The organism is Synergistaceae bacterium (genome assembly GCA_021372895.1).
Lineage (GTDB): Bacteria > Synergistota > Synergistia > Synergistales > Synergistaceae > JAJFTP01.
Map to the genome: position 1 here is coordinate 1 of JAJFTP010000007.1, position 21,230 is coordinate 21,230.

General features: G+C 50.7%; 21 protein-coding genes. 7 read left to right on the forward strand and 14 right to left on the reverse strand.

Annotated features, from left to right (window positions below):
* On the forward strand, window positions 1-1,200 hold a 1,200-nt coding region (locus tag LLF78_00610), incomplete at its 5' end, for a pyridoxal phosphate-dependent aminotransferase (protein ID MCE5201003.1).
* A gap of 131 nt (window positions 1,201-1,331) precedes the next feature.
* Here LLF78_00610 and citF read toward each other — a convergent pair.
* From citF to LLF78_00660, 10 genes are all read right to left on the reverse strand, one after another.
* Window positions 1,332-2,879 carry a citrate lyase subunit alpha gene (gene citF / locus LLF78_00615; GenBank protein MCE5201004.1) on the reverse strand — a complete coding sequence of 516 codons (1,548 nt, stop codon included), beginning with the start codon at window positions 2,877-2,879 and terminating at the stop codon, window positions 1,332-1,334.
* 1 nt (window position 2,880) lies between these two features.
* Window positions 2,881-3,750 carry a CoA ester lyase gene (locus LLF78_00620; GenBank protein ID MCE5201005.1) on the reverse strand — a complete coding sequence of 290 codons (870 nt, stop codon included), beginning with the start codon at window positions 3,748-3,750 and terminating at the stop codon, window positions 2,881-2,883.
* Window positions 3,750-4,022 carry a citrate lyase acyl carrier protein gene (gene citD / locus LLF78_00625; protein MCE5201006.1) on the reverse strand — a complete coding sequence of 91 codons (273 nt, stop codon included), beginning with the start codon at window positions 4,020-4,022 and terminating at the stop codon, window positions 3,750-3,752. The genes LLF78_00620 and citD overlap by 1 nt, the downstream gene beginning before the upstream one ends.
* Window positions 4,023-4,187: 165 nt before the next feature.
* Window positions 4,188-5,453, reverse strand: a complete 1,266-nt coding sequence (locus tag LLF78_00630; GenBank protein MCE5201007.1) for an isocitrate/isopropylmalate dehydrogenase family protein — start codon at window positions 5,451-5,453, stop codon at window positions 4,188-4,190.
* A gap of 290 nt (window positions 5,454-5,743) precedes the next feature.
* The gene (locus LLF78_00635; protein ID MCE5201008.1) at window positions 5,744-6,238 is read right to left on the reverse strand and encodes a 3-isopropylmalate dehydratase; all 495 of its coding nucleotides are present in this window, start codon (window positions 6,236-6,238) and stop codon (window positions 5,744-5,746) included.
* A 2-nt stretch (window positions 6,239-6,240) separates the two neighbouring features.
* A complete protein-coding gene (locus tag LLF78_00640) occupies window positions 6,241-7,497 on the reverse strand; it encodes a 3-isopropylmalate dehydratase large subunit (protein ID MCE5201009.1) in 1,257 nt (418 codons plus the stop codon).
* Window positions 7,498-7,696: 199 nt separating this feature from the next.
* On the reverse strand, window positions 7,697-8,224 hold the full coding sequence (gene leuD, locus LLF78_00645; GenBank protein ID MCE5201010.1) for a 3-isopropylmalate dehydratase small subunit: 528 nt from the start codon (window positions 8,222-8,224) through the stop codon (window positions 7,697-7,699).
* An 18-nt stretch (window positions 8,225-8,242) separates the two neighbouring features.
* Window positions 8,243-9,523 carry a 3-isopropylmalate dehydratase large subunit gene (locus tag LLF78_00650; GenBank protein ID MCE5201011.1) on the reverse strand — a complete coding sequence of 427 codons (1,281 nt, stop codon included), beginning with the start codon at window positions 9,521-9,523 and terminating at the stop codon, window positions 8,243-8,245.
* A 43-nt stretch (window positions 9,524-9,566) separates the two neighbouring features.
* Window positions 9,567-10,127, reverse strand: coding sequence for an HD domain-containing protein (locus tag LLF78_00655; protein MCE5201012.1), 561 nt, complete (start codon window positions 10,125-10,127; stop codon window positions 9,567-9,569).
* A gap of 74 nt (window positions 10,128-10,201) precedes the next feature.
* Entirely contained in the window at window positions 10,202-10,900 is a 699-nt protein-coding gene (locus tag LLF78_00660) for a FadR family transcriptional regulator (GenBank protein ID MCE5201013.1), read from the reverse strand.
* Between the two features lie 395 nt (window positions 10,901-11,295).
* Here LLF78_00660 and LLF78_00665 point away from each other — a divergent pair, with 395 nt between their 5' ends.
* A complete protein-coding gene (locus LLF78_00665; GenBank protein ID MCE5201014.1) occupies window positions 11,296-12,588 on the forward strand; it encodes a radical SAM protein in 1,293 nt (430 codons plus the stop codon).
* A 240-nt stretch (window positions 12,589-12,828) separates the two neighbouring features.
* On the opposite strand, the gene LLF78_00670 is transcribed toward LLF78_00665, so the two are convergent.
* Complete coding sequence (locus tag LLF78_00670) at window positions 12,829-13,152, reverse strand: pyrimidine/purine nucleoside phosphorylase (protein MCE5201015.1); 324 nt, start codon at window positions 13,150-13,152, stop codon at window positions 12,829-12,831.
* Window positions 13,153-13,288: 136 nt separating this feature from the next.
* On the opposite strand from LLF78_00670, the gene nudC reads away from it, so the two are divergent.
* The 5 genes from nudC to LLF78_00695 all read left to right on the forward strand — a co-directional run bounded on the left by nudC (window position 13,289) and on the right by LLF78_00695 (window position 18,607).
* Entirely contained in the window at window positions 13,289-14,053 is a 765-nt protein-coding gene (nudC, locus tag LLF78_00675; GenBank protein ID MCE5201016.1) for an NAD(+) diphosphatase, read from the forward strand.
* 116 nt (window positions 14,054-14,169) lie between these two features.
* Entirely contained in the window at window positions 14,170-14,991 is an 822-nt protein-coding gene (locus tag LLF78_00680) for a M48 family metallopeptidase (protein MCE5201017.1), read from the forward strand.
* 1 nt (window position 14,992) lies between these two features.
* Window positions 14,993-15,520, forward strand: coding sequence for a cob(I)yrinic acid a,c-diamide adenosyltransferase (gene cobO, locus LLF78_00685; GenBank protein ID MCE5201018.1), 528 nt, complete (start codon window positions 14,993-14,995; stop codon window positions 15,518-15,520).
* Window positions 15,521-15,740: 220 nt separating this feature from the next.
* Complete coding sequence (locus tag LLF78_00690) at window positions 15,741-16,238, forward strand: rubrerythrin family protein (GenBank protein ID MCE5201019.1); 498 nt, start codon at window positions 15,741-15,743, stop codon at window positions 16,236-16,238.
* Between the two features lie 224 nt (window positions 16,239-16,462).
* Window positions 16,463-18,607 (forward strand): AMP-binding protein, encoded by a 2,145-nt coding sequence (locus tag LLF78_00695; protein ID MCE5201020.1) that lies wholly within the window; start codon window positions 16,463-16,465, stop codon window positions 18,605-18,607.
* Between the two features lie 75 nt (window positions 18,608-18,682).
* On the opposite strand, the gene LLF78_00700 is transcribed toward LLF78_00695, so the two are convergent.
* The 3 genes from LLF78_00700 to folP are packed head-to-tail and all read right to left on the reverse strand — an operon-like array spanning window position 18,683 to window position 21,223.
* The gene (locus LLF78_00700; protein MCE5201021.1) at window positions 18,683-19,537 is read right to left on the reverse strand and encodes a hypothetical protein; all 855 of its coding nucleotides are present in this window, start codon (window positions 19,535-19,537) and stop codon (window positions 18,683-18,685) included.
* Complete coding sequence (gene folK, locus LLF78_00705; GenBank protein MCE5201022.1) at window positions 19,519-20,010, reverse strand: 2-amino-4-hydroxy-6-hydroxymethyldihydropteridine diphosphokinase; 492 nt, start codon at window positions 20,008-20,010, stop codon at window positions 19,519-19,521. The genes LLF78_00700 and folK overlap by 19 nt, the downstream gene beginning before the upstream one ends.
* Window positions 20,003-21,223, reverse strand: coding sequence for a dihydropteroate synthase (folP, locus tag LLF78_00710; GenBank protein MCE5201023.1), 1,221 nt, complete (start codon window positions 21,221-21,223; stop codon window positions 20,003-20,005). The genes folK and folP overlap by 8 nt, the downstream gene beginning before the upstream one ends.
* Between the last annotated feature and the right edge of the window lie 7 nt (window positions 21,224-21,230).

The window sequence follows — 21,230 nt, forward strand, 5'->3', positions numbered from 1 at the left end:
GGATGTGGAAATGAGATGCTTTCAGAGAAGATGCTTGAATTGGGCAAAAAAAGGTCCGTAATACGTGAGATATTTGAGTACGGCAAGACGCGCATCAAGGAGATAGGCTCGGATAAAGTGTTTGATTTCAGCCTGGGCAACCCGAGTGTTCCCGCTCCGGAATGTGTGAAAGAGGCAATTTTGTCCCTGCTTGCGACAGAGGATTCGGTCCTTCTCCATGGATATTCATCGGCGCAGGGAGATGCCAATGTCAGAAAGACGATCGCCGGACACATCAACAAGACTCATAACACCAGAATTACAGAGGACAACATATATATGACCGTAGGCGCAGCTGCCTCGCTTACTATCTGCTGTAAGGCACTGACAGCTCCCGGTGACGAGTTTATCATTTTTGCCCCGTACTTTCCGGAGTATAAGGTCTTCGTCGAGGCAGCTGGTGCAAAACCTGTCATCCTGCCTCCTAACGAACCTGATTTTCAGATCAGTGTGGAGAAATTCAGAGCAGCTGTGAACGATAAAACCAATGCGGTCATCGTCAACTCGCCGAACAATCCGTCCGGTGTGGTATATTCCGAAGAGACGCTTCGTGATCTCTGTTCGGTACTTGAGGAAAAATCCAAAGAATATGGACACCCTATATATCTTATATCAGACGAACCTTATCGCGAACTTGTCTATGGTGACGTTAAAGTACCATATCTCATCAATTACTATAGAAACACACTTGTATGTTACTCCTACAGCAAGTCGCTATCTCTGCCCGGAGAGAGGATAGGCTACATCGTGGTTTCTAACGAGATGGAGCAGTGGCAGGACATGTTTGCCGCGATCTGCGGAGCCGGCCGCGCACTTGGCTATGTCTGCGCGCCCAGCCTCTTCCAGCAGGTCATCGCGAAATGTGTAGACAAAACCGCTGATATTGCAATTTATAAGAGAAACAGAGATTTGCTCTACAATGGGCTCACAAAACTTGGATTTGACTGTGTGAGACCGGACGGAGCCTTCTATCTTTTTGTAAAAGCCCTTGAGCCTGATGCAAATGCCTTCTGTGAGAAGGCAAAAAAATATGAGCTTCTTCTGGTTGCCGGTGACGGGTTCGGATGCCCGGGATATGTAAGGATCTCTTACTGCGTGAGAACAGAACAGATCATCAACTCTTTGCCTGCATTTGAAAAATTAGCCGCAGAATACAAATAAACACTAACCGCATTAAGGACACAGCGCATATTCTCAAAGCACATAAAATGGCGCGTCGTACTCATTCATGTACGTCGCGCCATTTCTCTTTGGATCCTGCCAAGTCAGTAAGGGTATATAAGAAGCGCCCTTTATTTCTTCAGTTGACGTACGACGTCGATAACTGTCCCGTCGCGCCATTCAATGATACCTACGATGCGGTCTTCCGTAGCAACGGGGTCTGTAGGGCCGGCCATCTTAAGGGCACGCGCCGCGAGTTCGTCCATTGAGACAAGAGGGAGGTCCTTGACCTCTGAGCAGGCTTCGAGCAGGTCTTTGCGGCGCGGGTTGATTGTGATCCCGTATTCGGTGACGATCGCGTCAACGACTTCGCCGGGCGTCGTTACACTGTAGACCTTGTCAGTTACGCACGGGATGCGGCCACGGAGCAGCGGCTGCGCGATGATGGTGAGTTTTGCGCCTGCCGCCGTGTCCTGGTGTCCTCCTGTTCCGTGAAGCAGAGCTCCGTCGGCTTCGGTGTTTACATTTGCGTTGAAGTCAACGTCGACCTCGGTTGCGCCCAGGATTACGACATCAAGCATATTGACGGCCGTGCCGTTGTTCCAAGGGTTGGCATACCAGTCGGCGGATATCTCGATGTGGTTCGGGTTCTCACCTATAGAGCGAACTGCGTCAAGGTCAAAGGACTGAACGTCCATAAGCCTCTCCACAAGACCCTCTTTAAGCAGTTCGACAAAATATCCGGTGATCCCGCCAAGCCCGAAGCTCCCCTTTATGCCCTTCTTTATCATCGCTTCTTTCATGAATGCGGTTACCGCGAGCGGGATCCCACCGGCCCCCGTCTGGAAGGAGATGCCGTCCTTGAAGTATGGGCTGGCTTCGATGAGCTGTGACGCGTACTTGGAGATGAGAAGACGGAGCGGGTCGCGGGTGACCTTAGTCGTTCCGGAGACAATTCCTGCCGGGTCGCCGATGCTTGGAACCTCAACGACTAGATCCGCATAGACCTGTGGGATGGAAACCGGAGCTGCGGGATATGGCTGGAGGTTGTCCGTGATGGCAACGACGCAGTCGGCGTAATGCGCGTCGGTGAACGCGTAGCCAAGTGAACCGCAGGCTGATTTTCCCTGAGTCCCGCAGATGTTGCCGTATTTGTCGGCTGTCGGTGCCGCGATAAATGCGACATCTATGTGCACATCTCCTGCCATCACCGCGCGCGGACGGCCGCCGTGGCTTCTGAGAACGACCGGGACATCCATGCCGCCGTCTGAGACCAGCTGCCCTATTGGGCCGTTGACCGATCCCATGATTTTGGTAATTACGCCGCTCTTGATGTGGTCGATCAGTTTTTTATGGACGCCGAAGAGTGCTGTCGGGAACAGCGTCAGGTCTTTGATGCCAAGTTCCGCGCATGCGTCTATTACCATGTTTACCACGTAGTCGCCGTTGCGGAGGTGATGGTGGAACGAGACTGTCATCCCGCTTTTGAGTCCTGACGCAATGATAGCTGCTTTTATGTCGTTTACCCGTTTGTCGGTACGGTCGCTGTTTACACAGCGCAGCCTCGGACCGGCTCTTAAGCCTTCGGGTTTAATTGCGAATGCGCCTTTAAAGGGCTTTGTCCTGCCATAACCTTCGATGAAATCGGGGATTTCGCGGCCAAGTGCGTTCTTTGCCATGTTATTTCACCTCCGGGATCCCGGCTTTGAGCAGAGTATGCTCCGCTCTCTTTACGACCGGAACATCCACCATTCGTCCGTCCACAGAGACTGCGCCCTGCCCATGTTTTGCCGCTTCCTTAGCTGCTTTGACGATCTTGATGGCTTGTTCTATCTCTTTTTCGGTTGGTTTGAATACGTCGTGTATTATTGGGATCTGGTTCGGGTGGATCACACTCTTGCCTTCAAATCCAAGCTGTTTGATAAACTCGGTCTCTTTGCGCAGGCCCTCGTCATCAGTGACCCTCGGGAAGACAGTGTCTATAGGATCCACGCCTGCGGCTCTGGCTGCAAATACAAGCATACGCCGCGCCCATTCCAGCTCAGTGCCTTCTTTTGAACGGTTTGTCTTAAGGTCTGCCGTCAGGTCTTCGCCGCCTGGTATTATCGCCGCCACACGCGGAGAAGCAGACGCGATGTCGTATGCGTTCCAGATGCCCTTCGCCGTCTCAAGAAGGCAGAATATCTTTGTACGTCCGACAGGAATGCCGTTTTTCTCTTCGACATGCGAGAGTTCTTCATCAAGTATCCTGACTGTGCCGGCATCGTCGACCTTCGGGGCGCGGATGCCTGTAAGACTGGTAAATGGAATTACGGCAGCCAGATCATCTTTCCAGTATTCTGTGTCGACACCGTTGATTCGGACAGTGACTTCGCAATTGCCGAACTCGCCCTGTTTAAGAAAGTGCCGCACAAGTATACGGGCTGTGTCCTTTTCAGCCATTGCGACCGCGTCTTCCAGGTCAAGGATGAGTCCGTCGGAACCGAAGAGATGCCCGCGAGTTAGCATGTTAGGGTTGTTGCCCGGAAGGTATAGCATTGTGCGCCGCATTATTTCGCACCTCCCAGTCTTTTTATAGCCGCTTCAACACGGGCCCCTAGCACTATGTCGAGCGCGCCGTTGTCCTGTATCGAAACATCGATATCCTTGATATCCATTGATACAAGAACTTCCGTTACTTTTTTCTCCATTGCTGTTTTAAAACGTGTCGCGCTGCTGCCGGTTATCCGGATTTTTACACCGGAACCGGCCGTACCTTCAGTCACGGTTACAAGGCAGTCCATTGATTCCAGTGTTCCAGCCTGAGCCGTATTCATGATCATTTACCTCCCTGCTGATATCATGGGAATTACAGCCTGCCCCTCAGCCTCAACGAATAACTGAGAAAGCAGGCCGTATTTGTGTTTTTCCTGTTTTGCGGAAAATGTATCCGCAGGATCGGCCCGCAAACGTTGTGAAGCTAGTGTGCCAAAATGTCCGTTCCTGCTCTAGTCGTCAAAGCCAACGAGACTGGCTGCATCCCATGCGCACATTTTGTGGACTTTTGACTTTGCTTCTTCGAGCCTTGCACCGGTGAATGCCGGGTCGATTTTACCTGCGATTGCCGCAGCCATATCCAGGGAGCTGGCCGCGTTCTTCTCCCAGTCCGGGTCGCCGCGGAAATCGCGGAGAACATCATATGTAAGGGTGCCGGGTTTGCTTTCTACGAGGACCTCGCCGAGCGCCTTCTCGATTTTATTTGCCGCATCGTCAAGGCCGAGGTACTCCAGCATCATTTTTGCGGTGAGGACTATTCCACTCGGGTTGACTCTGTACTGGTGGGCATATTTGGGAACAGAGCCGCTGCTGGGTTCGAAGATCGCCGCATCCTTGCCGATGTTTCCGCTTGGTGCGAAGCCCAGACCTCCTGTGAGCTGTGAAGCTTCGTCGGAGAGAATGTCGCCGAATACGTTACTGGCTACGATAACGCTGTAATCCTGCGGGTTCTTGATAAGCCACATAGCCATTGCGTCCGCGTTTTCTTCAATGCCCCTGATCCCGTACTGCTCATATTCCTTTGCGATTTCAAGGAAAATCCTTTTCATCATTCCGTCGGTTTCACGTATCACGTTTGCCTTGTTTCCGCAGTGGACTGTCTTGCGGCCGGTTGCCTTAGCGTATTCGAATGCCGCTCGGATTATACGCTCACAGCCGTCTTTCGAGAATACGCGCCATGAAACCGCTACTTCGCGGCCGCGGAAGCGGTCCATGCCCTTATGGAGGTCGAACATGGCCTCGGGAAGCGGATAGAATTCTACTGCTGCGTAGAGGTCTTCTGTGTTTTCACGGAACATGACTATATCGATATCGGGGTCTTTCGCAAGGGGGGTGCCTATTCCGGGGAGTTTTTTCGCCGGACGGAGGTTTATATAAAGGTCAAATATCTGACGCATCTGGAGGATCGCTGATTTGAAACCCTTTACGCCTGACTTTGACGTGATTGCCGCCATAAGGGTGGCGTCAGTGTCGCGGATCTTCTCGATCGTTTCGGGCGGAACTGTATTGCAGCGCGGGTCGCCCTCGCCGAATTTTTTGTTTGATTTTTCCCACATGCACCAGCCGAGATCGGCACGGATCCAGTCGATGGGCAGGTTCAGTGATTCGAGTACGAGCAGCGCGCTCTCCATCATATCGAAGCCGGAGTCGTCTCCTGGCATATAGCATACCTTGTAGCGGTCTTTCTTTTCCCTTATCTTTAGAATATTTTCTGACATAAAAAACCCTCCTTAAGTTATAAGTTATATTCTCAACTTTCCCACCTCTTGCTACTAGTGGATTCAAAACCTCTGTTTTTCGTCTTCTCTGTATGTTATTTAACAGAGAACCAGTGGCTCTAAAATATTAAAGTTGCTGGATTCCCGATCTCGAAACGCACTCGAAATAGTTCAGTCACTATGGTGATTTGTTATGTCCCTCTTTCGAGGAACAGCGTCCTTCCTGATCAAAAGCATGCGGGAAAGACGGTGGGAAAGTTAAGTTATATTTTAAGATATCATCCAGCAGCCTAGGATAACCCCAGGCTTTTCTTCACGTGAGGTATAAGTCCCCCATCATTGACCAAACCCTGGACAAACTCAGGATAGGGGGGGAACTTTACAGTCTTGCCGCCGGCAATTATCTCGCCCTTGTCGAAATCTATCTCTATAATATCGCCCTTCGCGACAAGATCCTGGATCTCAGAGCTGATTATTATAGGCAGTCCCTCGTTGAGGCAGTTGCGGTAGTGGATACGGGCGAAACTCTTTGCTATTATGGCGCCTATGCCGCGCTCTTTCAGGCAGATGGCCGCCTGTTCACGGCTGGATCCACAGCCCCAGTTCTTACCGGCGACTATGATGTCTCCGGGCTGCGCGTTCTTGTTAAAATCGGAGTCAAGATCCTCCAGAGCATGCTGGCCCATTTCTGAGCGCTCTTTTACCGTATACGTGTATTTCCCGGCGAATATGACGTCAGTATTGACGTCATCCCCATATTTCCAGACCTTACCCTTTATCTTCATAATTACAGCACCTCCCTTGGGTCGGAGATATTGCCGGTCAACGCGGATGCAGCTACCGTGTAAGGACTGGCCAGGTATATAAAACTATCCTTATTGCCCATACGGCCTTTGAAGTTGCGATTCGCCGTGCTTATGCACGTCTCGCCCGTTGCAAGCGTTCCCATATGCGCGCCAAGACACGGCCCGCACCCGGAGTTGCAGATGATGCATCCGGCATCGAGCAGCGTATCTATCGTGCCGTCTTTCATCGCCTCGCGGTAGATATTCCATGACGCCGGGATCACTATCATACGAACCGCGATTTTTTTACCTTTAAGAATTTCAGCCGCGGCGTGTAAGTCTTCGAGTCTGCCGTTAGTGCAGGTCCCAAGGAAAGCCTGGTCTATTTTCGTGCCGACGACCTCTTCGATTGGGGCATAGTTGTCGACCGTATGGGGTTTCGCGACACCAGGCACGATATCGCTCAAATCGTAGCTTAATTCTTTGACGTATCGCGCATCGGGATCAGCCCACAGAGGCTCCCAGCCGGAGACCTTTTCCTTGCCCTTGATGTAGTCCAGTACTTTTTGATCTGGAGGGCAGACGGCGTTCTTTGCCCCCATTTCAATACCGAGATTGCATAACGTCATGCGCTCCGAGATGCTCATGTCGAGGATGCCCTGTCCGTGGAATTCAACGCTCATGTAGTCGGCGCCGTCCGACTTGACGTCGCCCATGACCTTAAGTATGAAATCTTTGGCGGAAACGCCTTTATTAAACTTGCCGGTCACGTTTATCTTCATGCTCTCCGGGACCTTAAACCATATCTGTCCGGTTGCCCATGCAGCAGCCATCTCGGAACGTCCGATCCCCGTCGCAAAGGCCCCGAACGCGCCATACGTACAGGTATGGCTGTCACTGCCTATTATGACGAGTCCTGGAAGTGCGAATCCCTCCTCCGGGAACTTCTGATGGCAGACGCCTCCTGCGCTTGACACATCGTAGAAGTGGGTAGCACCCTGTTCCCGCATAAACTCCCTCGCCTCTTTATGGTTCTCGGCGTGATCCGTCGAAGGCGCTGGAACTCCGTGGTCAAGGATCACAACAAGGCGCTCCGGCTTCCATACGTTCTTGACACCTATTTTTTTGAACGTGCGCGATATCGGGCCGGTGTTATCATGGCTCATACACCAGTCGGGTTCGACCGTGACTACCTGATTTGCTGTGACTTCATATCCGGCTGCCCTTCCGAGCGCTTTTTCAGCAAATGTCTTGCCCATTCTAAATTCACACCCCTTTGTGTTTTATAGATCGTGAAACCGTGACAAGGCATATCCCTTGTCCATTTGAAACAATAGCAAGACGATCACAGGATCCCATAAAAATTCATTCTTACACATATACATAGTACAACTGATCATCTGGTGTTTGACACGGCGCTCTTCCTGCCGCGGCTTCAAAATTGCCTGACAGTTTATGCTATTTTTTTGCCGCTGCCTGGGCTTTGAGATACTCGATAAGCCCGCCGGCCTCCATTATGTCGTTTTCCAGGTCGCTGACCGCGTCGCCGTGGAAAGATCCCCCGCTCGTTATGTCTCTTATGGTGCCGGTTGAGAGATCAACTTCGAGCTGGTCACCATCCTTGATCTTTCCTGCTTTTATAGCATCGGAGATCCCTTTGACAAAGAGAACAGGGTATCCGTTGTTGATCGCATTGCGGTAGTAAATACGCGAGCAGGTCTCTGCGAGGATTACCGGAACGCCGGCATATTTGAGGCAATATACCGCATGCTCACGGCTGGAGCCGCATCCGAAGTTCTTTCCGGCTACTACAAAATCTCCCGGTTTTACCTCTTTTGCAAAGTTCTCCTTGCCCGGGTAGTACTCGAATGCATACTGCGGCATATTTTTGGGATCTGTTTCCGCCAGATATTTGTTGTGGTATATGAGATCGGTATCTACGTCGTCGCCGAAGACCCACGCTCTGCCCCTGAGAATTTTGCTCATGTCTGTTTTCCTCCTCTGCTAGCCCAGAATATCCCTGGGGTCTGTGATGACGCCCTTGACCGCGGTCGCCATTGCGGACATCGGGCTCATAAGGTACGTATGGCTTCCCTTGCCGACCTTGCCGATAAAGTTGCGGTTCGTCGTTGAACAGCCTATATCGCCGCTGGGGAGTGCACCATAGTGTTCGGCGGTGCATAGCGCGCATGTCGGGTTTGTAAAGACGACTCCTGCCTCCAGGAACTTTTCTATCATGCCGGCCCTGGCACACTGGAGCTGTACTTCGGTAGTGCAGGGGGTGATTATCGTTCGTACCTTGGGGTCGACCTTGCCGCCGCCGGCCATAAGAACATCATATGCAGCCTTGATGTCTTCAAAGCGGCCGTTTGAGCAGGAACCTATATGCACCTGGTCTACCGCAGTGCCTGCGATTTCCCTGATGGGTCTGACGTTGTCCGGTGCGTCAGGGCAGGATGCAAGCGGCTCAAGTTTTGAGACGTCGTACTTGATTATCCTGCAGTACTCAGCATCAGGATCCGCAGAGAACTCTTTGATACGTTCCTCAACGATCGGGCCTGCACGCTCGACCATCCACTTAAGGACTTCGCCGTTCGGCATGATAAGCGGGACCTTGCCGCTCATCTCTGAAACCATGGAACATAGGGTAATGCGCTCTGCAAGGTTTGAATTTTCTATTGTTTCTCCTGTAAACTCGACCGCAAGGAAGTCCATGCCCCCCGCGCCCAGGTCGCCGACTATTCGCGTAAGGAGGTCTCTCATGCAGACGCCCTTCTGGAATTTGCCCGTTACCTCTATCTTCATTGTCTCAGGCACGCGGAACCAGTTTATCCCGTTTATGAATGCCGCAACGATGTCGGTGTTTCCTACTCCGGTGGCAAAAGAACCGACTGCACCAAGGAGGTTCATGTGGCTGTCGGTGCCCAGGACGACATCGCCGGGTTTGATCATCCCGGCTTCAAGCATTACATGCTGGCCTATGCCGTGGTTAATGTCGAATACGCGCTTGATACCCTGTTTCTTCGCAAACTCACGAATGATCTTCTGATTTGCTGAAACCTTCTCCGAGTGTGAAGGAGCCTGCAGGTCAAAAGTGAACGCTATCTTATCGGGATCCCATACCTTGGCATCCGCGCCCATTTCCTTCTCAAACTGCAGAACACAGTTTGCCCCACCGAAATCCCGCGCCGTTGCCCAGTCTATTTTGCACCAGACACGGTCTCCAACCTTTACGGGTTTGCCTGCGGCCCGTTCCATGATCTTGACTATCGCTGTCTTACCCATGACGGTCATCCCTCCGTATATTTTGTTGATGTTGCTGATGATATTATTTCATTCCGAGGAACGACTTCACACCTTCAAAATTCATGAAGTCGGCCTTGTTCACAATTACCCCTTCAGGGCTGCGGAGAGTCCCGTCGCCCTCATGCGCATGGTTTGCTATTATGTGGCCTATTGCATCCGGACACCCGTTGCGAAGTGCAATGACAGTCCCTGAGAACGGATGGCGAAGGTTCTTTCCCATAGTTGACTTGACTGTCTCTCCGGCCGAATTTTTTTCATATTCGACTAACTTGCCGACATCGTGAAGAAGCGCGCCTGCGACCAGGAGGTCATTATCAAGCGTGAACTTAGGATCCTTTGCCGGATAAATTGCGTTGAACTCCTCCATTGCGCTCTTTGCCATGCGCGTTACGCCCCGCACGTGGTCAAGGTATGAGAATGGACAGTCCGGAATGAGAAGGGTAAACGGTATCTTGTCCATATCGTCAGGCTCCCAGCCGCCTGTCTTAAGAGCATCGATGTAAGATGCGACCACCTTGTCCTGCAGCCCCTTGTCCTTGATCCATTCGATCTCAGGAAAGAGTTCTCTGATTCTTTTTTCCATAATCGACGCCTCCTGTTTATATGATGTATGTGATATTAAGTATTTTTGAATAATTACTTTACTGGTCAGACCAATCAGCGCTGAGCAGCTATTCCTTTGTGCAGAGTCCTGTATATTCTGTCGATATGACACGCGGCCATCTCCTTTGCCCGATCAACGTCATGGTCAAGGATCGCGTCATACATGGTCCTGTGTTCGAGAAGAAAAGCATCTTTGTCATCGAGCAGGTTGTAAATCTTATCGTGAGTTGCCATAATAAGATCGAAATTCATCCTTGTGATGTTTACGAATACAAAGTTGTGGGTCGCCTCCGCGAGGACAAGATGGAAGTCAAAATCAGCCTGGGCCCGGCCGGACGGTTCGGTGAGATTCTTCTCGGTTGCCGTGATCACGCGCAGCATACGAGTCAGGTCGGATGGGGTCGCCTTCATCGCGCTCTCGCCTGCAATAGCAGGGTCAAGGACACGGCGTGCCTCCATGAGCTCAAGGATGGCCGAATCTTCAAGAGGTATCGTTTTCTTGTCTTCGGAAATAGACCTGGGGTGACGGACGAAACGGCCCTTGCCCGGGATGGACTCGATGAGGCCGAGAAGCTCCATCACCCGGAAAGCTTCACGAAGAGAACTTCGGCTGACGCCAAAATCATTCATCATCTGGCGTTCTGACGAAAGCGGATCTCCAGGCAGGATATCCCCGTTTGAGATGGACTCCTTAAGTTTTTCTACAACCTTTTCGTATATGCGGGTCCCCCGCGCAACGTGCGTTTCAGCCATGCGAAAAAACTCCTTTCCTGGACCACCCAGTATACTTTATACTACCCTGTGATTAAAAAATCAAGTGCAATGGAGCATTCTAAATAGTCAGACTAATCGCTTGTGAAATGAGGTAACGGGGATTGCCAGACGGCTTATGGATGCCGTAGGATCCGGGCCGGTGCGTACCAAAACGGAAGTGTTCCGTTTCATATAGAGAAAAACATCTGGAATAACAAATAATCGATAATATAGATATATAATATATAGAAGCGTACGGACAAGCTATAATATAATGATGGCTGATAAGCCGGATATGGGCCGGGGGCTGGGATGATGCCCAAATGCGGTAGTTTTACCGTAACATTTGTCCATTCAAACATCCGGTGTTTTCTTAACTGAGAGGGGTCGGGCCTGTGGTGGAACGTGCACTTGAAATGAAGATGCAGGAGCTGCTTTCGATGTCTGGAAAGAAGATACTTGGCGTTAATCCTCCGGTGCATGACTTCGCTTTCTTTGACCTCTGGTCCAAGCCGCTTGGGCTGCTGTATCTTCTGCAGAGGATGAGGGATAACGGGAACGAGGTCCGACTGCTTGACTGTATCCACGAAGGCGCAGAAGGCAGGAAGTCCTTTGGCCGTGAAAAAATAGCTGAGACAGAGATAGAAAAGCCTGCGGCATATTTTGGTATAAAGAGAAAATATCACCATTTCGGAATGAAAGAAGAGGGTTTTTCAGCAAGGCTCAAAGAGCTCCCGAGACCGGATGCCGTACTGCTGACCTCAGCTATGACTTACTGGTACGGAGGAGTCAGGTGGGCAACAGCGCTGCTGCACAGGGAACTTCCCGGCGTACCTGTCATCCTCGGAGGCATTTACGCTCGTCTATGTCCCGATCATGCTTCGGCTCTCGGCGCTGATTTTATTGTAACTGAGCATTGGGAGCCGGATGTATCATATCCGGCGATGGACCTTTATGGTGATCCGCCTTATGGAGTGACTATGACATCTTTCGGCTGTCCGATGGCCTGCAGCTACTGTGCGTCGCACATTCTATGGCCGGATTACAGAAGAAGATCTCTGGAAGAGGTGACCGGTGAAATTGATTTTCAGGCAAAGCTCGGAGCCGAGGATTTCGCATTTTATGATGATGCCCTTCTTATGCATAAGAGGGAAAATTTATATCCTCTATGCCATGAACTGATCAGGCTGTATCAAGGCAGACTGCGCTTCCACACCCCTAACGGCCTTCACGTGCGCGAGATAGACTACGAGTGTGCCATACTATTAAAAATGACAGGTTTCAAAACGATACGCCTTTCTCTGGAAAGTGTTGACCCGAAGGTCGCGAGCGCAAGCTCGGGCAAAGTCCTGCGCGAAGAATACGCTTCAGCAGTCAGAAACCTCCGCAGGGCAGGCTGGTCGCGTGATGACTGCGAGACCTACATACTGCTCGGTCTGCCCGGTCAGAGCATAGAGTCGATCAGGGAAACAATAAATTTTGTAAATGCGTCCGGTGGGAAGCCAAAGCTGGCCGAATTCTCACCCATACCGGGAACGAGGTCGTTTTCACAAGCTGCGGCCTTGATTCCGGAGCTTCTGACAGAGCCGCTTTTACACAATAACTCAGTCTATTCTTCGTGGATTTCCGGTGCCATATCAGAGGAGGATCTGCAGGGATTGAAAGATCTTGCGAGAAAGACTCATTAGGCGAACGCCGGTCGATATGCCGAAGGAATATCCCGCTATCGTAAGGTGTGCGGCACGGACACACGGCCGTCAAGAAAGATCAGATGTCTGTTTGCGGCGACTCCTGTGTAATGTTGCAAGGTGATCAAGATTGACAAAATAACGGTGCAGTATATGGCGCGGGGCCCCCTGCTGCCGGAAGCAGCTAAAGGTCCCCGCTCAAATTCCGGAAGTCAGTACTGAAAGCTCAAGCCGTGTCGTTTATTTATCAGAGATGTACGAGCATACATACTGTACGGGTACATAGCAACGAAAACAGTATTTGCTGTTTCCCGGCAGATCGAAGTTCTCTCCGGCCTTGACTTTTATGTACTCTGCAGAGCCCGGAAGAAGGACCTCGCACTCTCCGTCGATGATTTCCATGATCTCTGCATCGCCGGTGCCGAACTCATAGCTGCCCGGCAGGAAAAGGCCGAGCGTCTTGCGCTTTCCATCCTTGGTATATACCGTGTGGCTGACTACTTTCCCGTCAAAATATACGTTTGCCTTTGCAACAGCGGTTACGTCTTCCAGTTTCTCGATCATCCGATGTCCAACCTCCTGAGAAAATAATGAATGCCGTTTAATGCTGTAATAATAGTGTGAATTTTGTCCTGCGTCCAGTAAAATAGTCTTGTCTGCGCAGGTTTTGTCAATTGCAAAAATATATGGGGGAATTTATATGCCAAACGTCTATGCGTTCAGCGACGGCAGAATAGTTTTAAGGGACAACGGCACAGCTCTGCCAGATAGGGACTCTGATATCGGGCTGGAAAAATTATTCTTAAACAGAGGTTTTGTGGATAAGGAAGACAGGTATGGCGATATCTGGGCGGAATTGCCTGAAGATGCAACTCTTCCATTAGGTTATTCTCTGTGTGAGCGGCGTGAACTCTGGCCCGTCTTCGATGAAAAAACTTTTTTTCGTGCCGGCAAGGCATATCATTTAATGGAGTGGCAGAGGACGCACAAATTCTGCGGGGTCTGCGGAGCGCGCTCTGAATTTGACGGCAGAGAACTCGCGATGCGCTGCCCGGAATGCGGGGAGCTTGTGTTTCCGGTTATAGCGCCTGCGATAATAGTTGCGGTAGAGAAAGACGGGAAACTGTTGATGGGACACGGTGTCTCATTTCCGCCGGGACGTTTCAGCGTACTGGCAGGTTTTGTCGAACCTGGTGAAAGCTTGGAAGAGTGTGTCAGACGCGAGGTCTATGAGGAATCGAAAATACTGGTGAAAAACATAAGCTACTTTGGCAGCCAGCCATGGCCCTTCCCGCGCTCTCTGATGGCGGGGTTTACCGCGGAATGGGAGAGCGGCGATATCGAGCCGGATATGACTGAGGTGACAGACATACGCTGGTTTGCTCCTGACGAAATGCCGGAATATTTCAAGGGCCTCAGTATATCCAGCCGGCTGATAAATGATTTTATAAAAAGGCATTCGTAAACTACTGATGATTTAAGCTGCTCTTTAATGTACATTAACACAGGGCATAGTCTGATATGCCCTGTGTCAGACAGAACGACAAATTCCGCAGTAATTTTAGAAGGAGGCCTGTGCTTATGAAATTAAAAATATATAATGTGCTGCTTTTTATGCTTATAGCAGTTTTCTTTGCAATACCCGCAGAGGCCAAGCTCTCGCATGAGACCGCCAAAAATGTGTGGGGCCGCGTTGCTGAAGCAACGGATCTTACAAAAATTCCGTTTACAATAAAAGAGGAGAAGACGCCGAACGCCTGGGTCACAAACGGTAAATCAGTCACAGTAACGACCGGGCTTCTAAACATCCTTGATTCCCCAGCCGAGCTTTACGGAGTCTTCGCACATGAGGCAGGACACGCCAAGCTCGGACACTATGATGACACAGTTAAGCACGCGACCGGGCTGTCCGTTGCCGCGGCAGTACTGGGACAACTTCTTGGCGGAGGTATCGGAGACACCGCGGTAAATGTCGGCGCAAACCTTGCATACGCCGGATGGAGCCGGGAACAGGAGGTAGAGGCCGACGATTACGCTGTGAGGCTTGCGCACAAAAACGGAGAAGATCCAGTCGGATTGTACAGCGCAATGCTTAAACTTTCGAAGAGCGGCTCGAAGCTGCAGCCCAGCGGATTTAACTCGCATCCGCCTGATGATCGCAGGCTTCTCCATATAAGGAATGAAATACTGAAAGTTGAGCCTAATGCCAAATTTCCGGACGGTTCAGAGAAAACCTCCGGTTTGCAGACACCTGTGGACCCTGTAGCCAAGACTCAGACAGATCAGCCTAAAACTGCAACAGTTGGACCCCGAAAATCCGGCGGATATGATATAGATGCGGCTATCGAGCGCATGAAGAAAGAAGAGGCCGCCAAAAACAAAGCAGCCGGAAGCACTAACTGATATGTTTGGCGAAAAGGGGCTCACACAAATCTATACCGGGGATGGCAAGGGCAAGACGACAGCCGCTTTTGGGCTTGCGCTTCGGGCAGCCGGGCAGGGAGCTCGTGTCGCAATAATACAGTTCATGAAGGGTTGGAAGCATTACGGCGAGCTTAAATCCGCAGTGATGATCCCTAATGTGACGTTGATACAGACCGGCCGCCAGGATTATGTCTATCGCGGCAAGGAGACGCCGGAGGACTATACAGAGGCTCAGCGCGGGCTGAAACTGGCGCAGGGGTTTGCCTTGCCCGACAAGTGCGACATGCTTATACTCGATGAAATAAACGTCGCGCTTGACTATGCCCTTATTCCGCTCGAAAGCGTCATCGAGCTTGTCATGAGCAAGCCTCATGAGATGGAGCTCATACTGACAGGTCGCTCCGCGCCTCAGAAGCTGATCGAGGCGGCTGACCTTGTAACAGAGATGAGAGAGATAAAACATCCGTATCGGCAGGGGGTACAGGCGAGAAGGGGAGTAGAGTACTGATCTGCTGCGCTTGAGTCATGTGGATCTTTTATCGCACCGCGCCGTCCACTCCGTTAAAATCCGGAAAGAAACAAATGCCTTTTTCAGCGATAATCAAAATGGAGCGTAAGGTAACCAAGCCGGTTGACAAATTATATATATTGGCTTAATCTAAAATAGTTTTAAACAACAATGACCATCGCTTTCCGTACAGGGAAGAAAAATATCAAAGGAGGCAATAATGATGAAAACACAGGACGACCTTGCAACGGCATTCGCAGGAGAATCACAGGCAAACCGCAAGTATCTCTTATTTGCAGAGCAGGCAGAAAAAGAAGGTTTCGATAACATTGCCAGGCTCTTCCGTGCAACGGCAGCAGCGGAAACGATCCACGCTTTCGGCGAATTTAAGGCAAAAGGCGGGATTGGCACGACCGCGGAGAATCTTGTTACAGCAAAAGAAGGCGAGACTTATGAGTTTACCTCAATGTATCCGCCAATGCTCGAAGACGCTAAAGCAGATGGCAATAATGAAGCGGCGCGCATATTCCATTTTGCACTTGAGGCTGAGAAGGTCCACGCACGCCTGTACCACGAGGCGCTTGCCAATCTCGGCAATGAGCCTGAAGGTCAGGACTACTACCTCTGCCCGATTTGCGGATACATTCATAAAGGCACGGAAGCAACAAGTCCATGCCCGATCTGCGGAGCAAAGCCCTCCATTTTTAAGAAGTTTTAAGTATTTGTAAATATTTTAATATAGCTGTCTCTTTAAACAAAGCGCCGGTGATCAAAGCAGATATATGCTGGCCGTCCGAAAGGGCGGCTTTTTTTATTGCTTTTTATGTGCGGAGACTGTAAGCTGTTGTAAAATCTGATGTACCATGCTTCGTCATGATATAATGTGCTTGATAATGGAATATTATTTCCACTATTTTATTTGGCAGAAGCGGAGGGGCTTGTTTGCTGCGACTTTTTGTTAGATATATTCTTAATCTCTTTTTCCGTGTTGAAGTCAAGGGATGGGAAAACTGGAGAGAAGCAGGAGAAGGGGTGCTCATTGCACCAAATTATGTCTCGTTCATTGATCCGCTTATACTTGCAGTTTTTCTGCCGGAAAAAGTTCCTTTCGCCATAGAACGCCGCCTCACAAAGAAACGTTTTGCCGGAATGTTCCTGCCTCTTGCCGACACACATATCCTTGACGCAGACACGCCTCTCACTCTTAAATACTTTCTTGCGCTGCTGAAAAACGGCGGGCGCTGTGTGATCTTCCCGGAACTGCAGCCCACGACCACAGGACTCCCAATGAAGGTTTCAAGAGGGGTCGCCATGATCGCAGATCACACGGACGCGAAGATACTGCCGATACATATAGAAGGGACAGAACGGACTCCATTCTCACGCATCCAGCATAAGCGAGGGATCCGGTTCTTCTCTAAGGTCACTCTGACAGTATATCCGGCCCGCAGGCTCAATATCCCCGAACAAATCACAGGGACCCAGCGTAACGCGGCTGCCGGACGCGCGCTTGAAAAAATAATGGAAGATATGTGCCTTGCGGCCAGGACAAAACAGAAGTCATTCTTCGGTATACTGCTTGACTCACGCAGACGGTTCGGGGGCAATTACAGGATATTCTGTGACTATGGGCAGAAGCCGGTGACATACAACGGCTTTATCACAAGAATACTCCTTATAGGGGAAGCTTTGAAAAATCAGAACATTGACGGTGACCACGTCGGAGTGCTGCTCCCTACATCCCTCGGCGGCGTTATCTCAATATATGCTCTTCAGAGGATCGGCAAGATCCCGGCTATGCTGAACTTCTCTCTCGGTGGGCGCTCTCTTGTCAACTGCTGCAGGACGGCAGCAATAAAAACGGTTGTGACCTCACGTAAATTCATAGAGTTAGGCAAACTTGAAAACCTTATAAACGCCATTGTCGAAGAGGGGCTTCGCATCATTTGGCTCGAAGATCTCGCACCGGAGATAACAACACGGAAGAAGCTTTTCGCGGCAACCAGGACGTTATTCCTGAAGTCCCTCCCAGTTATCCCGGGGGAGACAGACAAGCCGGCGATAATCCTCTTCACATCGGGCTCGGAGGGCGCGCCGAAGGGGGTCGTGCTGAGCTACAGGAACATAAATACAAACAATGCACAAATATACACGCGGGTCGACTTCTACCCTTCAGACCGTGTCCTCAATGCTATGCCCATATTTCACTCATTCGGCCTATGCGGGATATTTATGCCGGTAAGCCTTGGCGTGATCGTTCACCTCTATCCCTCGCCGCTACACTATAAAACGATACCCACGATCTGCTATGACGAGCGTATAACAGTGCTGTTCTCCACGGATACCTTCCTTAACGGATATGCAAAAGCTGCGTCTGACAACTATGACTTTGCTACTATACGCCTGCTCGTGCAGGGTGGAGAAAAACTTCGTGCCTCCACGCAGGACGTCTGGTTCAAGCGTTTTGGCATAAGGATAACTGAAGGCTATGGTGTTACAGAGGCATCTCCTGTAGTGGCCAACAATTATTACGCGCACTACAAAAGCGGAACAGTGGGATTGATATGTTCCGGTATTGAGTACAGGACAGAACCGGTCGATGGTGTCCATACGGGCGGAAGGCTATGGATAAAGGGCGACAATGTAATGATGGGATATCTGCGCGTTACTGACCCAGGTGTGATCGAACCGCCGGCAGATGGCTGGTACGATACAGGAGACATTGTAAGCATTGATGATGAAGGTTTTATGACTATACTCGGACGTGCAAAGAGGTTCGCCAAGATAGGCGGAGAGATGATCTCACTTGCTGCGGTCGAAGATCTGCTCGGCGAGTGCTGGCCTGAAGAAAAACACGCCGTGGTCATGCTGGACGGCGGACCAAGGGGAGAGACGCTGACTCTTGTAACGACAAGAAGAGACCTTAAACGCGACGCAATGCACCAGCGGCTTTCTGAACTTGGAGTCGCAGAAATTGCTATACCAAAGAGGATCTTGGTTATGGAGGATATGCCGCTTCTCTCGACAGGAAAAATCGACTATGTCCTGCTTGAAGAAGTCCTTAAGACGCGCGGGGAGGATGCGTAACATATTTGTGAAATATGACCTGCCGTCCGGTTTTATATCGACAAACCCCGGATAGTTAAAAAAGCATGCATATCTCTACTGTTTCCATGCAAGTGTGTCTATACGGAGGAGCTGGAAGTTCAGAAGAGTTTCGGTCTGGGGAGGTTTCCCATCCGCCAGGCTGTTGAATTCAGTCAGCATCCTGGCGTAGGCAAAGCGTTTCATAGGTGTGAACTCCCCCTGCATCCCGGCCCTCAAAAGTACAGAGAGCTGTTTATATACGTCAGGCACAGGAACAAAGGCAGGACCTTCCGGTGTCATCCTTATAGTGTAGACGAAAGAATAGCTGTCTCTGCCGCTGAACTGTCCAGCCTTGTTATACGTCGGTGTCGCGGGTGAGATATATACGGCTGTTCCCTTAGGCACTATGAGCTTGGCGGGTACGGCGTCCCATCTCGTATATTCGTATGGTGATACAGCGATGAAGGCTTTTGGCGACCATGTTGTCATGCCTATCCACAAATGTACTCCGTTGCCTTCAAAATTAGTGAACGATGCGCGCCAGAGCAGGTCATCCTTCGTGTCCTGATCCACGCGTGAAAGGAAGGAACTGTCGGAGATAAAGGAGAGGCCTTCCAGCTGCTCTATCTGACGTACGCCTGCTGGAGTTCGCAGCCACGCAGAGGCAACAGTCCCGCCTCTCTGCTCAAGCACCAGTATCACGGGGAAATCCGCAACCCGCAGAGTCGTCAGATTAGAACTGCCTTCCGGAAGCTCATTGCCCTGCAGTATGTATATCAGGACTGCGAGCAGCAGAAAAAAACAAGGCAGAAATGCGATCCGGAGATTTTTCGGTGATTGCGGCCAAATTCTCCATTTGGCCTTTGAACAGAGTCCTGTGATTTTTCTGGGGATAAACTCTTTTGCATTTATCATATTTGTATTATCCATTCCATTTTTTCTTCCTGCAGGGAGTCCAGCAACTCCCTGACGGTTTTTTTCAGAACTGGATGTACTGCCCCGGGCGCGATCTCAGCAAGGGGAACGAGAACAAAAGCCCTTTCCTGAAACAGCGGATGGGGCACCTTCAACGATGGAATGTCAATAATCTCGTCTTCTAAAAGTATTATGTCTATGTCGATCTCACGAGGTCCCCAGTGTCCCGATAAGCTTCTTCCCAGGGATTTCTCTATTGCTTTGATAACGGTGAGTATCTGTACTGCTTCCAGTTCTGTCTTGGCTGTAAGGCACATATTGAGAAAACGAGGCTGATCTGTCATGCCCCATGGAGCTGTCTCCCAGACGCGGCTTTTTGCCGATATGAGGAACCCGGAACCGCTCAGCGCACCGATCGCCTGTTCCAGCATCAGGAGCCTGTTCCCCATGTTTGAGCCGAGTGCCAGTACGACTGTCCTGCTAGGCATATTTTGCTCCTTTTATTGCCTCTGTCATCATAACCGCTTTTCTGTTCTGTGCGACATCATGCACGCGGATCATATCCACGCCCTGCCATGCGCAGAGCGTGGAAACAGCAATTGTGCCTTCAAGGCGTTCTTCGGGATATTCCGACTCAGTCGCACGTCCTATAGTCCCTTTCCTGGAGACACCGATCAGCAGCGGTAGCCCGAGGGTTTCGAAAGCCTCGAGATGCCGTAAAATAAAAAGATTCTGGTCATAGGTTTTTGCAAAACCAATGCCGGGATCTATTATGATGCGTGATCTGTCTAACCCGAAAGATCCCGCTGCGTCGATCCCCTTTTCGAAGAATTGCGTGAGTTCGAGAAGGATATTATCGTAACCGCACATTGACTGCATTGTTTCAGGTGTGCCGCGCATGTGCATCAGCACCAGCATTGCTCCGAAATCAGATGCTGCTTTTGCTATTTCAGGTTCATAGGTAAGTCCGGAGACGTCGTTGATTATATCTGCACCGGCCTCCAGAGCAGATCGTGCAACAGAGGCACGGGTAGTGTCTATGGAAAGGGGGATGGATGGCAGCAATTTGCGGATCTCTTTTACTGCGGCAACTATTCTTTCTTTTTCAATGTCCTCCGGTACGCGGGCTGATCCCGGACGTGTAGATTCTGCGCCGAGGTCAAGGATGTCCGCGCCCTCTTCCGCAAGCTGAAGGGCCCTTTTGACAGTCTCTTCCAAGCTGCCGCCTGTGCGGCTTTTGCGGTAGAAGGAATCATCCGTCAAATTTATTATTCCCATTATGAGAGTGCGTGCCCCGATTTTGAGGACGGCGCCTGATGGAAGGACTGTCGTTTTTCTCCTTCTGCTAAGCGCCGCAATTGCCCTGCGGATCTCTTTAGAAATATCAGGGAGTCCCCACCATGCCATAGTTTCAAGTTTGTCCGCAAGCAGCTCAAGCTGTTTTCTTGTGCCAAAGAGTATTACGTCGCTATGCGCCACGCCACAGTCTATCACATGCGCATTCACGGCGGCGTCTCCGCCCCGGGACAGTATCTCCTGCTTTATGACATTGGCAGCGCGAACGTCGGCGTTGGAGACGAAAAGGATCCTTATCTCCCTGCGGTTGCTGAAGAACGGAAGGCTGCGCATGTCTGCCCCGATCGCCCTTAGTGCGTCCGCAAGCTCCGATGTCTCAATGAATTTCATATTATATACAGTCATTGAGATC

Coding starts and splice junctions, on each gene's coding strand:
- citF (MCE5201004.1), bottom strand. CDS start 2,879: ATGGCAAAGAACGCACTTGGCCGCGAAATCCCCGATTTCATCGAAGGT.
- LLF78_00620 (MCE5201005.1), bottom strand. CDS start 3,750: ATGCGGCGCACAATGCTATACCTTCCGGGCAACAACCCTAACATGCTA.
- citD (MCE5201006.1), bottom strand. CDS start 4,022: ATGATCATGAATACGGCTCAGGCTGGAACACTGGAATCAATGGACTGC.
- LLF78_00630 (MCE5201007.1), bottom strand. CDS start 5,453: ATGTCAGAAAATATTCTAAAGATAAGGGAAAAGAAAGACCGCTACAAG.
- LLF78_00635 (MCE5201008.1), bottom strand. CDS start 6,238: ATGAAGATAAAGGGTAAGGTCTGGAAATATGGGGATGACGTCAATACT.
- LLF78_00640 (MCE5201009.1), bottom strand. CDS start 7,497: ATGGGCAAGACATTTGCTGAAAAAGCGCTCGGAAGGGCAGCCGGATAT.
- leuD (MCE5201010.1), bottom strand. CDS start 8,224: ATGAGCAAAATTCTCAGGGGCAGAGCGTGGGTCTTCGGCGACGACGTA.
- LLF78_00650 (MCE5201011.1), bottom strand. CDS start 9,523: ATGGGTAAGACAGCGATAGTCAAGATCATGGAACGGGCCGCAGGCAAA.
- LLF78_00655 (MCE5201012.1), bottom strand. CDS start 10,127: ATGGAAAAAAGAATCAGAGAACTCTTTCCTGAGATCGAATGGATCAAG.
- LLF78_00660 (MCE5201013.1), bottom strand. CDS start 10,900: ATGGCTGAAACGCACGTTGCGCGGGGGACCCGCATATACGAAAAGGTT.
- LLF78_00670 (MCE5201015.1), bottom strand. CDS start 13,152: ATGATCGAGAAACTGGAAGACGTAACCGCTGTTGCAAAGGCAAACGTA.
- nudC (MCE5201016.1), top strand. CDS start 13,289: ATGCCAAACGTCTATGCGTTCAGCGACGGCAGAATAGTTTTAAGGGAC.
- LLF78_00680 (MCE5201017.1), top strand. CDS start 14,170: ATGAAATTAAAAATATATAATGTGCTGCTTTTTATGCTTATAGCAGTT.
- cobO (MCE5201018.1), top strand. CDS start 14,993: ATGTTTGGCGAAAAGGGGCTCACACAAATCTATACCGGGGATGGCAAG.
- LLF78_00690 (MCE5201019.1), top strand. CDS start 15,741: ATGATGAAAACACAGGACGACCTTGCAACGGCATTCGCAGGAGAATCA.
- LLF78_00700 (MCE5201021.1), bottom strand. CDS start 19,537: ATGGATAATACAAATATGATAAATGCAAAAGAGTTTATCCCCAGAAAA.
- folK (MCE5201022.1), bottom strand. CDS start 20,010: ATGCCTAGCAGGACAGTCGTACTGGCACTCGGCTCAAACATGGGGAAC.
- folP (MCE5201023.1), bottom strand. CDS start 21,223: ATGACTGTATATAATATGAAATTCATTGAGACATCGGAGCTTGCGGAC.